This window comes from Roseateles sp. GW821-FHT02E12 (assembly GCF_059421665.1).
The window spans coordinates 2,261,524-2,273,725 of record NZ_JBWKVK010000001.1; the positions used below are offsets into that span (position 1 = coordinate 2,261,524).

Annotated in this window: 15 protein-coding genes; 11 read left to right on the plus strand and 4 right to left on the minus strand. The window is 70.2% G+C overall.

Annotation, left to right across the window (positions count from 1 at the left end):
- Window positions 1-4: 4 nt before the first annotated feature.
- Genes narH through ubiT form a run of 9 tightly spaced genes read left to right on the plus strand, consistent with a single transcriptional unit; the run spans window position 5 to window position 7,084 of the window.
- The gene (narH, locus tag AC07V5_RS10580; protein WP_495115609.1) at window positions 5-1,528 is read left to right on the plus strand and encodes a nitrate reductase subunit beta; all 1,524 of its coding nucleotides are present in this window, start codon (window positions 5-7) and stop codon (window positions 1,526-1,528) included.
- 11 nt (window positions 1,529-1,539) lie between these two features.
- The gene (gene narJ / locus AC07V5_RS10585) at window positions 1,540-2,232 is read left to right on the plus strand and encodes a nitrate reductase molybdenum cofactor assembly chaperone (RefSeq protein WP_495115610.1); all 693 of its coding nucleotides are present in this window, start codon (window positions 1,540-1,542) and stop codon (window positions 2,230-2,232) included.
- On the plus strand, window positions 2,229-2,924 hold the full coding sequence (narI, locus tag AC07V5_RS10590; RefSeq protein WP_495115611.1) for a respiratory nitrate reductase subunit gamma: 696 nt from the start codon (window positions 2,229-2,231) through the stop codon (window positions 2,922-2,924). The genes narJ and narI overlap by 4 nt, the downstream gene beginning before the upstream one ends.
- Before the next feature lie 8 nt (window positions 2,925-2,932).
- Window positions 2,933-3,682: a peptidylprolyl isomerase gene (locus tag AC07V5_RS10595; protein ID WP_495115612.1), complete on the plus strand. Its 750-nt coding sequence runs from the start codon at window positions 2,933-2,935 to the stop codon at window positions 3,680-3,682.
- Complete coding sequence (locus tag AC07V5_RS10600; protein ID WP_495115613.1) at window positions 3,682-4,371, plus strand: carbonic anhydrase; 690 nt, start codon at window positions 3,682-3,684, stop codon at window positions 4,369-4,371. Before AC07V5_RS10595 ends, AC07V5_RS10600 begins: the two co-directional genes overlap by 1 nt.
- Before the next feature lie 46 nt (window positions 4,372-4,417).
- Window positions 4,418-4,720 (plus strand): DUF2249 domain-containing protein, encoded by a 303-nt coding sequence (locus AC07V5_RS10605; RefSeq protein WP_495115614.1) that lies wholly within the window; start codon window positions 4,418-4,420, stop codon window positions 4,718-4,720.
- Between the two features lie 2 nt (window positions 4,721-4,722).
- Window positions 4,723-5,763 (plus strand): ubiquinone anaerobic biosynthesis protein UbiU, encoded by a 1,041-nt coding sequence (gene ubiU / locus AC07V5_RS10610; RefSeq protein WP_495115615.1) that lies wholly within the window; start codon window positions 4,723-4,725, stop codon window positions 5,761-5,763.
- A 5-nt stretch (window positions 5,764-5,768) separates the two neighbouring features.
- Entirely contained in the window at window positions 5,769-6,665 is an 897-nt protein-coding gene (locus AC07V5_RS10615; protein ID WP_495115616.1) for a U32 family peptidase, read from the plus strand.
- Entirely contained in the window at window positions 6,662-7,084 is a 423-nt protein-coding gene (ubiT, locus tag AC07V5_RS10620) for a ubiquinone anaerobic biosynthesis accessory factor UbiT (protein WP_495115617.1), read from the plus strand. Before AC07V5_RS10615 ends, ubiT begins: the two co-directional genes overlap by 4 nt.
- Before the next feature lie 12 nt (window positions 7,085-7,096).
- On the opposite strand, the gene AC07V5_RS10625 is transcribed toward ubiT, so the two are convergent.
- Complete coding sequence (locus AC07V5_RS10625) at window positions 7,097-7,489, minus strand: ribonucleotide reductase subunit alpha (RefSeq protein ID WP_495115618.1); 393 nt, start codon at window positions 7,487-7,489, stop codon at window positions 7,097-7,099.
- 142 nt (window positions 7,490-7,631) lie between these two features.
- Between AC07V5_RS10625 and moaA the strand changes: the two genes are divergently transcribed.
- Window positions 7,632-8,723 (plus strand): GTP 3',8-cyclase MoaA, encoded by a 1,092-nt coding sequence (moaA, locus tag AC07V5_RS10630; RefSeq protein WP_495115619.1) that lies wholly within the window; start codon window positions 7,632-7,634, stop codon window positions 8,721-8,723.
- An 86-nt stretch (window positions 8,724-8,809) separates the two neighbouring features.
- Window positions 8,810-10,015 (plus strand): NAD(P)H-dependent flavin oxidoreductase, encoded by a 1,206-nt coding sequence (locus AC07V5_RS10635; RefSeq protein ID WP_495115620.1) that lies wholly within the window; start codon window positions 8,810-8,812, stop codon window positions 10,013-10,015.
- An 18-nt stretch (window positions 10,016-10,033) separates the two neighbouring features.
- Here AC07V5_RS10635 and AC07V5_RS10640 read toward each other — a convergent pair whose 3' ends face one another.
- From AC07V5_RS10640 to AC07V5_RS10650, 3 genes are all read right to left on the minus strand, one after another.
- Entirely contained in the window at window positions 10,034-10,471 is a 438-nt protein-coding gene (locus AC07V5_RS10640; protein ID WP_495115621.1) for a hypothetical protein, read from the minus strand.
- Between the two features lie 92 nt (window positions 10,472-10,563).
- Complete coding sequence (locus tag AC07V5_RS10645; RefSeq protein ID WP_495115622.1) at window positions 10,564-11,487, minus strand: hypothetical protein; 924 nt, start codon at window positions 11,485-11,487, stop codon at window positions 10,564-10,566.
- Between the two features lie 97 nt (window positions 11,488-11,584).
- The gene (locus AC07V5_RS10650; RefSeq protein ID WP_495115677.1) at window positions 11,585-11,980 is read right to left on the minus strand and encodes a dihydroneopterin aldolase; all 396 of its coding nucleotides are present in this window, start codon (window positions 11,978-11,980) and stop codon (window positions 11,585-11,587) included.
- Window positions 11,981-12,202: the final 222 nt, after the last annotated feature.

Consider the following 12,202-nt stretch of genomic DNA (forward strand, 5'->3'; position numbering starts at 1 on the left):
TCAAATGAAGATTCGCGCACAGATCGGCATGGTGCTGAACCTGGACAAGTGCATCGGCTGCCACACCTGCTCGGTGACCTGCAAGAACGTCTGGACCAGCCGCCCCGGCGTCGAGTACGCCTGGTTCAACAACGTGGAAACCAAGCCTGGCATCGGCTACCCCAAGGAGTGGGAGAACCAGGACAAGTGGAACGGCGGCTGGATCCGCAAGCCTGACGGCAAGCTGGAGCCGCGCCAGGGGGGCAAGTGGAAGCTCCTGATGAAGATCTTCGCCAACCCCAACCTGCCGGAGATCGACGACTACTACGAGCCCTTCACCTTCGACTACGACCACCTGCACTCGGCCCCCGAGATGAAGCATGCGCCCACGGCCCGTCCGCGCAGCCTCATCACCGGCCAGCGCATGGAGAAGATCGAGTGGGGCCCGAACTGGGAGGAAATCCTCGGCGGCGAGTTCAGCAAGCGCGGCAAGGACAAGAACTTCGACGACATCCAGAAGGACATCTACGGCCAGTTCGAGAACACCTTCATGATGTACCTGCCCAGGCTGTGCGAGCACTGCCTGAACCCGGCGTGCGTGGCGAGCTGCCCCTCGGGCTCCATCTACAAGCGCGAGGAAGACGGCATCGTGCTGATCGACCAGGACAAGTGCCGCGGCTGGCGCATGTGCGTGTCGGGCTGCCCCTACAAGAAGATCTACTACAACTGGAAGAGCGGCAAGGCCGAGAAGTGCATCTTCTGCTACCCGCGCATCGAAGCGGGCCAGCCCACCGTCTGCTCCGAGACCTGCGTCGGCCGCATCCGCTACCTGGGCGTGTTGCTGTACGACGCCGACCGCATCGCCGAGGCCGCGGCCACGCCCCACGACAAGGACCTCTACCAGGCCCAGCTCGACCTCTTCCTCGACCCCTTCGACCCCGCCGTCATCAAGCAGGCTCGGGCTGACGGCATTCCCGAGAACTGGCTGGAAGCGGCCCGCAACAGCCCCGTCTACAAGATGGCCGTGGACTGGAAGGTGGCCCTGCCGCTGCACCCCGAGTACCGCACGCTGCCCATGGTCTGGTACGTGCCGCCGCTGTCGCCCATCAGCGCGGCAGCCAATGCCGGCCAGCTGGGCGCCGTGGGCGAACTGCCCGATGTGCAGCAGCTGCGCATCCCGGTGCAGTACCTCGCCAACCTGCTGACCGCGGGCGACACGGTGCCCGTCGTCGGCGCGCTGGAGCGCATGCTGGCCATGCGCGCCTACCAGCGCGGCGTGCATGTGGACGGCGTGAAGAACCAGGCCGTGCTCCACCAGGCCGGGTTGAACGAGGCCCAGGTGCAGGAGATGTACCGCGTGATGGCGATTGCCAACTACGAGGACCGCTTCGTCATCCCGACGACGCACCGCGAGTACGCCGAGAACGCCTTCAACGTGCGCGGCGGCTGCGGCTTCAGCTTCGGCAACGGCTGCTCCGAGGGCGTCACCGAGACGAGTCTCTTCGGCTCGGAGAAGAAGCGAACCATCCCCATCAAGGCAACGATCTGAGGACGGCCGCCATGTTCAACACGCCCACCCCCGCCCCCTTGAGCCTGCGCGTGCTTGCCGCGCTGCTGCGCTACCCCGACGCCGCCTTCCGCGCGGCCGTGCCCGAGCTTCAGCAGGCACTGCGGTCTGAAGCTGCGCTGCCCGCGGCTCGCCTGGACGAACTGTGCGCGCTGCTGCAGCGCCTGCAGCAGGGCGACCCCTTCGCGGCCGAGGCCGATTTCGTCGACCTCTTCGACCGCGGCCGCGGCACGGCCCTGCACCTGTTCGAGCACATCCACGGCGACTCGCGTGACCGCGGCCCCGCCATGGTCGACCTGCAGCAGACCTACGAGCGCGCGGGCCTCTACCTCGCACCTGGCGAGCTGCCCGACCACCTGACCGTCGTGCTGGAGTTCGCCAGCACCCAGCCGGCCCGCGAGGCGCGCGACTTCCTCGCCGAGATCGCCCACATCACGCGGGCCATCTTCAGCGCGCTGCAGCGCCGCCAGAGCCCCTACGCCAGCGTGCTGGCCGCCACGCTGGAACTGGCGGGCGAGCGCGCCGAGCGCGTCGAGATCCCGCCCGAGCCCGAGCTCGACGACGACTGGGCCGAGCCCGAAGCCTTCGGTGGCTGCTCGTCGGCCGGCCAGTCGCGGCCCGAGCAACCGCAGCCCATCCACATCGTGCGCAAGCCCAGTGCACATCAACCGGGAGCCCAGGCATGAACGCCGTTCACAACTTCCTGTTCGTCGTCTACCCCTACATCTGCCTGGCCGTCTTCCTGATGGGCAGCCTGGCCCGCTTCGACCGCGACCAGTACACCTGGAAGAGCGACAGCTCCCAGATGCTGCGCAGCCGCGGCATGAAATGGGGCAGCAACCTCTTCCACGCCGGCATCCTGTTCCTGTTCGTCGGCCATTCGGTGGGCATGCTGACGCCGCATGCCGTCTACGAGCACTTCATCAGCCCGGCCAACAAGCAGATGCTGGCCATCGTCGCCGGCGGCGTGGCGGGCACGTTCTGCTTCATCGGCCTGTCGATGCTGATCTGGCGCCGCATGACCGACCCGCGCATCCGCCTCACCAGCCACCGCACGGACCTGGCCATCCTGTGGATCCTGTGGGTGCAGCTCAGCCTGGGCCTCATCACGCTGCCGTTCTCGCTGGCGCACGCGGACGGCACGGTCATGCTGGTGCTGAGCGACTGGGCGCAGCGCATCGTCACCTTCAACCCGGATGCCACCGGCCTGGTGGCGCTGGCCTGGCCCTACAAGGTGCACATGGTGCTGGGCATGACGATCTTCCTGCTCTTCCCCTTCAGCCGCCTCGTGCACGTGTGGAGCGGCCTGGCCTCGGTGTTCTACGTCTTCCGTCCGTATCAGGTGGTGCGCTCGCGCCGCTTGAATCTTCCCAAGTGAGGTCGGCCATGGTCTACGTCAACGACATCGAGATCGCCGCTGCGGAAGAAGCGCTGGACGACGAAGCCCTGCGCCAGCGGGCCTGCACCGAGCTGCTGCGCCAACGCGCGATCGCCCTGAGCCTGCTCCCCGCAGACGATCCGGCGCCTCGCGAGGGTGCGGTCAGCGAAGCAGCCAGCCAGGCCATCGAGGCTTTGATCGCCCAGGAGCTTGCCGGCCCCGAGCCGGACGACACCGCCTGCCAGCGCCACTACGAGGCCAACGCCCGGCACTACGCACAGGGCGAGCGCGTGCAGGTGCGCCACATCCTGTTCGCCGTCACGCCCGGCGTGGACGTGGGCCTGCTGCGCCAGCGCGCCGAAGGCCACCTGATCCAGCTGCGCGCCAGCGAGGCCGCCGCCTTCACCGAGGCCGCGAAGACGCTGTCCAACTGCCCCAGCGGCGCCGAGGGTGGGCGCCTGGGCTGGCTGAGGTCGGAAGACTGCGCGCCCGAGTTCGCCAAGGAGCTGTTCGGCCGCAGCGAGATTGGCGTGCTGCCGCAGCTGCTGCACAGCCGCTTCGGCCTGCACATCGCCGCCATCGACGCCCGCGAGCCCGGCAGGTTGCCGGCCTTCGAGCAGGTGCGCGAGGCCGTGGCCCAGCGCATGCGCCAGCTGCATCAGATCAGCGCGCTGCGCCAGTACTTGCAGACGCTGGCGGCCGACGCGCGGCTGCAGGGTGTGGAACTTCAACAGGCGACCTCACCCCTGGTGCAGTAATGCCCGACGAGCTGCTCGAACGGCTGCGCCGTTTCCAGACGGACGCCTTCCCGCAGCAACGCTCGCTGTTCCGGCATCTCGTCGACGACGGCCAGCATCCGCTCACGCTCTTCATCGGCTGCTCGGATTCGCGGCTCGTGCCCTATCTGCTGACCGGCGCCGGCCCGGGCGAACTTTTCCTGGTGCGCAACGTGGGTGCCTTCGTGCCGCCGTATGACCAGAGCCAGGGCTTTCACGGCACGGCGGCGGCCATCGAGTACGCGGTGCTCAACCTGCAGGTGCGCCGCATCATCGTCTGCGGCCACAGCCATTGCGGCGCCATCCGCGCGCTGTACGGCGAGGTGGCGCCGGCGGCGCAGAACCTCGCCCGCTGGCTGGACCTGGGCCGCGAGGCCGCGCTGCCCGTGGCGGAGCCCGGCCCCGAGGTGATGCGCCGCACCGAGCAACGCGCCATCGTGCTGCAGCTGGAGCGGCTGATGGACTACCCCATGGTGCGCGAGCAGGTCGAAGCGAAGGCGCTGACGCTGCATGGCTGGCACTACGTCATCGAGGACGGCGAGGTGCACGTGTTCGACGTGACCGTGGGCGCCTTCGTACCCGCCTCGCGCGCCGACAACGCCGGCACCGGACCCTACCGTTTCGGTGACGATGACAGTGGCCTGGATGCCAGCGGCGTGCCGCTGTCTTGAACTGGTTCAAGGCGCTGCGGAGTCGCCAGCCCTAGGCTGACGACCCATGAACAACGCCCTCCACGACCTCCGCCCGCTCGCGCCCGCGCAGCGCCACCAGTTCGCCTTCCAGTGCTTCGACACCCTTGCCGAGGGCGAGGCCTTCGAGCTGGTCAACGACCATGAACCGCGCGGCCTGCTGATGCAGTTTCACGCCAACCGCCCGCAGTCCTTCGGCTGGCAGGTGGTGCAGGCCGACCCCGGCTACTGGCGCATCCGCATCAGCCGCGCCGCGCCGGGCGAAGGCATGGCGCCTGCGCCCGTCGCACGCCAGAGCTGCGGCTGTGGCGGCGGAGGCGGTTGCGCCTGAGCATGACTGCCACTGACTCCCCACCGCCACGCAAGCCCGAGCTCGTCTGCCCGGCCGGCTCGCTGCGCGCGCTGCAACTTGCCATCGATGCCGGCGCCGACGCCGTTTACCTGGGCCTGAAGGATGCGACCAATGCGCGCAACTTCGCCGGCCTGAACTTCGACGCCGCCCAGGTGCGCGAAGGCGTCACGCTGGCCCACCGGCGCGGCCGCAAGGTGCTGATGGCGCTGAACACCTTTGCCGACGCGCGCGACACCCAGCCCTGGCAGCGCGCCGTCGACCATGCCGCCGAGCTGGGCGCCGACGCCCTCATCGTGGCCGACAGCGCCGTGCTGGCCGACGCGCGCCGCCGCCATCCGCAGCTGCGCCTGCATCTGTCGGTGCAGGCCTCGGCTACGAACTGGGAGGCCATCGAGTTCTACCGCCAGCGTTACGGCATCGAGCGCGCCGTGCTGCCCCGCGTGCTGACGCTGCAGCAGGTGCAGCATCTGCTCAAGCACTGCAGCGTGCCGGTCGAGGTCTTCGGCTTCGGCAGTCTGTGCGTGATGGTGGAGGGGCGCTGCGCGCTGTCCAGCTACGCGACGGGCCAGTCGCCCAACACGGCCGGCGTCTGCTCGCCGCCCTCGGCGGTGCGCTGGGACGAGGCGGCCGACGGCGTGCGCGCCCGGCTGGGCGGCGTGCTGATCGATCACTACCGCCCCGGCGAGCCGCGCGGCTACCCGACGCTGTGCAAGGGCCGCTTCGAGGTGGGTGAACTGGCGAGCGACTACGCGCTGGAAGAGCCCACCAGCCTCAACACCCTGGCCTTGCTGCCGCAGCTGATCGCGGCTGGCGTGGCCGCCATCAAGATCGAAGGCCGTCAGCGCAGCCCCGCCTACGTGGCCGAGGTCACCAAGGTCTGGCGCGCTGCCATCGATTCGGCCTGGGCGGCCCACGAAGGGCACGGCCGCTACAGCGTGCAGCCGGCCTGGGACGGCCTGCTGGCGCGCTGGGCCGAAGGGCAACAGCACACGCTCGGTGCCTACGACCGTCCCTGGAGATGAACACGATGCTGGAGCTTTCCATCGGCCCGCTGCTGTACTGGTGGCCGCGCGAGGCGCTGCTGAACTTCTATGCCGACCTGGCCGACGCGCCGGTGCGCGCCGTCGTGCTGGGCGAGCTGGTCTGTTCGCGGCGCAACGAGATCAAGTTCGACGACTGGCTGACCATCGCCCGCGAACTGCGCGCCGCCGGCAAGGACGTGCGCCTGGCGACCATGGCCCTGGTCATGAGCGAGGCCGAGCTGCGCACGCTGCGCCGTGTTTGTGAGCAGGATGAATTCCCCGTCGAGGCCGGTGACGCCGCCGCGTTGCAGGTGCTGTCCCGCGCGCGCCGCCAGCCGTTCACGCTGGGGCCTCACCTCAACATCTACAACGCCCACGCGCTGAGCGAACACGCCGCCCTGGGTGCGGACCGCTGGGTGGCGCCGGTCGAGCTGTCGCTGGACGCGGTGGGCCGCATCAACCCACAGCCGTCGGTGATCACGACCGAGGTCTGGGGTTTCGGCCGCCTGCCGCTGGCGTTCTCGGCGCGCTGCTTCACGGCCCGCCACCACCGGCTGCAGAAGGACGACTGCCAGTTCCGCTGCCGCGACGACGCCGACGGCCTGCTGCTGAAGACGGGGGAGGGCGAGGACTTCCTCGCGCTCAACGGCATCCAGACGCAGAGCGCGGCCCTGCAATGCCTGCTGGGCCACGGGCCGGCGCTGCGCGAGGCGGGCGTGAGCCTGCTGCGCTTGTCGCCCTGCGGCGCGCATTTCGGGCGTGTCGTCGAGCTGTTCGACGCGGTGTTCGCGCAGGGCGCCGATGCCGACGAGGCCATGGCCGAGTTGCGCGAGTTGCCACTGCCCGGCCGCCTCGTGGACGGTTTTGCGCGCCGCCGGCCCGGCCTGGCGGAGGCCGCATGACGACAAGCCTGCCCAGCCTGCCGCCGCATTGGCGCGAGCGCATCGCCCTCCTACCCAGCCGCCCGCCTTCCACGGCCCTGGCGCTGATGCTGGACCGCCTGCTGCTGCCGCGGCTGGATGCGTCACAGCGCCAGGCGCTGCAAGGCCAGACCGTCGAGATCGAGTTGCAGGAGCTTGGCGCCCGCGTGCGTCTGCGCCTGGGCGAACGTGGCTTTCACGCCGCGGGCGAGGGTGGTGCGCCGCATCTGCGCCTGCGCGCCCGTGCCGATGCGCTGTGGCGGTTGCTGCGCGGTGAGGACGATGCCGACCGCCTGTTCTTCGATGGCGCCCTCGTCATGGAAGGGGACACCGAGTACGGCCTCATCCTGAAGAACACGCTGGACGCTATCGGGCCACTTTGGAGCGTGGCCGTCGCGTGATCCGCCGCCGCACTACCCGATCAGCACGGCCTCGCCGGCCGGATTGAACGGCAGCAGGCCGCCGAACTCACCCGACTCCACGCGCTTGATCAGCAGCTCCAGCATGCGCTGGATCTCGCTGGTGGTCGTGCGGCCGGCCAGGGCGGCGGTGAACATCAGCTGCCAGGCCGGCCCGGCCTGGCCCGCCTCGGCGGCCAGGGCCGCGAAGTCGGCCAGCTCGGCCGGGTCCTTGTCCACGCACATCAGCGGGCGCAGCACGCCACCCTCGCCGGCGGCGTGGGCGGCGCGCTGCTCGGGCGTCGCGTCGGGTTCGCATTCGGCCGTGGTGAAGACCATCAGCAGCCGTTGCGGCTCGCGCTGGGCACGGGCCATGGCCAGCAGGTCGTTGAAATGCTCGATGTTCATGGCCCACACACTAACGCGCCGCCGCGGCGGCGTGCGCGGCGGGCGGACGAGGCGGGGGTCGGCCAAAGGGACTAGGCTGCCGGGGCGCACCTCGTGCCACGGCGGGATGGGCCGGGCCGGGGCTGCTGCCCAGAATGCCGGCATGGACGCGAGGACCGCCCCTTTGCTTTGGATGCCCCGCGTTGCGCCTGTGCAAGCGCCGTTGGACGGCACGCTGCGCGACCGCCGCCAACGCCCCTGGCGCGACCTGCGCATCTCGCTGACCGACCGCTGCAACTTCCGCTGCAGCTACTGCATGCCGCGCAGCCGCTTCGGCCCCGGCCACCGCTTCCTGCCGCAGGCGCAGCTGCTGAACTTCGAGGAGATCGCCCAGGTTGCCCGCCAGGCGCTGGCCCTGGGCGTGCACACGCTGCGCCTGACCGGCGGCGAGCCGCTGCTGCGCCGTGACTTGGCAGGCCTCGTTCGCCAACTGGCCGCGCTGCGCACGCTGGACGGCACACCGCCGGACCTGGCACTCACCACCAACGGCAGCCTGCTGGCCGGCCAGGCCGCCGAGCTGCGCGATGCCGGCCTGAGCCGCCTCACGGTCAGCCTGGACGCGCTGGACGACGCCGTCTTCCAGCGCATGAACGACGTCGGCTTCCCGGTGGCCGAGGTGCTGCGCGGGCTGGAGGCGGCGCAGCGTGCGGGCTTCGAGCGCATCAAGGTCAACATGGTGGTGCGCCGCGGCGTGAACGACGGCGAGGCGCTGCCGCTGGCCGGCTACTTTCGCAACAGCGGCATGGTGCTGCGCTTCATCGAGTTCATGGACGCCGGCTGCCACAACGGCTGGAAGATGGACGAGGTGCTGCCCAGCGACGAACTGCGCGCCCGCATTGCCGCCCGCTGGCCGCTGCTGCCGCTGGAGGCCACGCGTGGCGGTGAGACGGCCCAGCGCTGGCGCTATGCCGACGGCGCGGGCGAGATCGGCTTCATCAGCAGCGTCAGCCACGCCTTCTGTGGCGACTGCACGCGCGCCCGGCTGACGGCGGACGGCCGCCTCTTCACCTGCCTGTTTGCCGCCCAAGGTCACGACCTGCGCCCGCTGCTGCGCGGCGCCCAGGGCAGCGAAGCGCTGCTGCGTGAATGCCTGGCCGGCATCTGGGCGCAGCGGGCCGATGCCTACTCCGAGCAGCGCGAACAGTTGCGCCTGCTGAATCCGGAGCGTGCCGACATGCACGTGCTGGGCGGTTGAGAAATCGGCCCGACCTTGAACGAGATCAAAGCGTTGCGGAGCGCCTCGGCCCAGCATCGCCGTTTCCGCCTTTCAACCCCGACGCCATGACCACCTCCTCGCTTCTCGACCGCATGGCCACGGCCGGCCTGAACCCCCTGCAGATCCGCGGCCGCCAGCTGCTGCCCATCGTGCAGGGCGGCATGGGCGTTGGCATCTCGGCCCACCGCCTGGCCGGCAGCGTGGCCGCCCAGGGCGCCTGGGGCACCATTGCCTCGGTGGATCTGCGCCGCCATCACGCCGACCTGATGGCCCGCAGCGAGGGCATGCGCGACAGCGACGAGAAGAAGAAAGCCGTCATCGAGCAGGCCAACCAGGAGGCACTGGCGCGCGAGATTCGCCAGGCTCGCGAGATTGCCGGCGGGCGCGGCCTGCTGGCCGTCAACGTGATGCGCGCGGTGAGCGACTACGCGGCCTCGGTGCGCACGGCGCTGCAGGAGGGCGTGGATGCCCTCGTCGTGGGCGCCGGCCTGCCGCTGGACCTGCCCGACCTGGCGCAAGACCACCCCGACACGGCCCTGGTGCCCATCCTGAGCGACGCGCGCGGCGTGGCCCTGCTTTGGCGCAAGTGGGAGCGCCGCCAGCGCATCCCGAGTGCCATCGTCATCGAACACCCGGGCCATGCCGCCGGCCACCTGGGTGCGGCGCGCGTGGCCGACCTGCGTGATGCGCGCTTCGACTTCGAGACCGTGCTGCCGGCCGTGCGCCAGCATCTGCGCGATGCCGGCGTCGAGGGCCGGGTGCCGCTGATCGCCGCCGGCGGCGTGCGCACCTGCGAGGACATCCAGCGCCTGCAATCCCTGGGCGCGGACGCGGCCCAGCTCGGCACGGCCTTTGTCGCGACCGAGGAGTGCGACGCCCATCCCAACTTCAAGCAGGTGCTGGTGGACGCGCGCGACGAGGATCTCGTCGAGTTCACCAGCGTGGCCGGCCTGCCCGCCCGCGCCGTGATGACGCCGTGGCTGCGCAAATACCTCAAGGCCGAGGAGCGCCTGCAGGCCGTGGCTCAGCTCAAGCAGCGCTGCACCATGGCCTTCGACTGCCTGAGCCAATGCGGCCTGCGCGACGGTCTCAAGGGCTGGGGCCAGTTCTGCATCGACCAGCGCCTGGGTTCGGCGCTGCGCGGCGAGGTCAACAAGGGCCTGTTCTTCCGCGGCCGTGGCCTGCTGCCCTTCGGCAGCCAGATCACCAGCGTGCGTCAGCTGCTGGAGCGGTTGCTGACGCCGGGCATCCCGGCCGGCACGCCCGCCTGATAGGGGAGGGCGGGGGCTTCAGGCCTGATCGGTGCAGCGGACGAAGGGGATGGTGGACTCACCGGCGCCCCAGTCCGTCTGGCGCCACACATAGGCGTCGTCCCGGACCAGCACGAGCGTCCACACGATGGGGTCTCCGCCCACGGTCTCACGCTTCTCGCCGTTCAGGAACATCGTGATGCTTCGGCCCTTGACGCGCAAGACCTTGTAGACGGCGGCGGACACCATCTGGCCGTCATCGTTCTTGAAAGGCTTGGTGAGCGTGAACGTCGCCGTCGAGTGGTCTTTGGAGAAGGAGATGACCTGGGCATCGCCGCAGTCGGCCTTGCCATCCTGCAAGGGCGCCCACTTCCCTGGCAACCGGTCGAAGAGCACCGATGCATCGTCGAGCGCCTGGCTGGCGGTCGTGCAGGTGAGCAGCAGGGCCGTGCAAAGTGCGAGGAGGGGCTTGTGCATGGTGATGGAGGGCTTTCACGCGTGGCGGTCGCCGCACTCTATGCGCTTCCAGGCCAGCCCGTCTTGCGGCGCTTGAGTCCGCGCCGCAGGGCTCAGGCGGTCGGTGGCCGCGTATGGAACAGCAGCGCCTGGTCGCGTGGCTGATCGATCAGCAGCCTGGCGCTGGTGTCGGGCATCGGCAGGCCAGCGTGGGCGACGATCTCGCGCAGCTGCTCCAACGCCAGCTGCGGCGCGGCGTGAAGCACCAGGCTCAGCCGCCACGGCCAGGCCGGCGTGCCGGGCGCGCTGACGACGCGGTCCACGTTGCAGTGGGCCTGCAGCCGGCCGAGGGCCTCGGCCGTAGGCTCGATGTGCTTCCACAGCGCCAGCAGGCCCGGCTGCGGCACGCGCGTGGGCGGCGGCTTCAAGGCCATGCCAGCCAGCTGGCCGCCGCGGCGCCAGGCCTGCAGCTTGGCCAGCAGCCGGGACTCGCTGCAGCCCAGTAGCTTGGAGCACTGCGCAAAGGGCCGCGAGCACAGCAGCAGGCCTTCTTCGAGGTGCCTGGCGACCTCGGGGTCGTCACAGGGCAGGGCGTTGGCGGCCGACGCGGGCAGCTTCAGCCGGGCCACGGGGGCGGCGGGCAGGTGCTGGAGCTGGCGGGCCAAAGCCTCGTCATCCAGAGCCTCGATCTCGGCCCACAGCGAGGGCATGCCTGCCTGGGGCTCGCAGCGCTCGATGTGGAAGCAGCCGGGCAGGGCCGCCAGTGCCGAGTTCAGTGGCGCATCGTCGGCGCCTGGCTCGAAGGCAAGGCGCCAGCGCTCGCGCAGCAGCCCCTCACCCCAGCAGGGCTGGATGGTCTGCAGTGCGCCGTGGCGGTGCAGTTCCTGGCACAGGTTCAGCAGCTCGCGCGGCGTGGCGCCGCTGCGCGCGGCCATCTGCCGGAAGGGCGATGAATGCAGCGGAAACGTCTGCTGCCAGCCCTGCAGCAGGGTCTGGCGAAGGCTGGCGCAACAGCTGGCGTGCGAGGAGTGCAACATGGACGACCCGAATGCTCGGCGCGGCGGCCGCGGGCGTCCTTAATTTGCTTCAAGACCTCGGGGGTGCTGTTTGCCCCAGGTCAAAGGTGGTGTGGGTTCACCAGGCGCCGAGCTCGGTGCTGATGGCGACTTCGCAGTCCGGGAAGATCTCCAGCTTGGTCAGCTTCAGCCGCACGCCGACGACGCCGGGCAGGCTCATCAGGCGGTTGCAGAGCTTGCCCAGCAGGGCTTCGACGAGGTCGGTGTGCTCGGCGGTGCACTCGTCGATGATGGCCGTGCGCACGCGGCGGTAGTCCAGCACGTGGCCGATGTCGGCGTCGCGGGCGACGACGGGCAGGGCGCCGAGGTTGACCTCGGCATCGACCTGGATGGGCTGCGGGCCGGTGCGCTCGAAGTCCAGCACGCCGAGGTTGGCGCGAAAGCGCAGGCCCTGTAGGTGGATGACCTGGCGGTTGTTGTAGCGCTGCGGCGCGGCGGCGGCCTGCGGGCGCAGGGCCTGCTCGATCTGCTTGGCCGCTTGCACGCCATCGGCCAGGGCTGTCTGCACGCAGGGGTGCCAGCGGCCGCTGGCGTCACCGGCTACGAAGGCGCGTTGGCGGGCGTGTGCGTCCAGCAAGGTGAAGGCGGAGGGTTCGGGCTCGAAGCCGAGCAGGGCGGCGGCGTGGTCGAAGCGCTCGGGGCCGACGCTGACGCCATCGGCGTCGGGCAGCAAGGC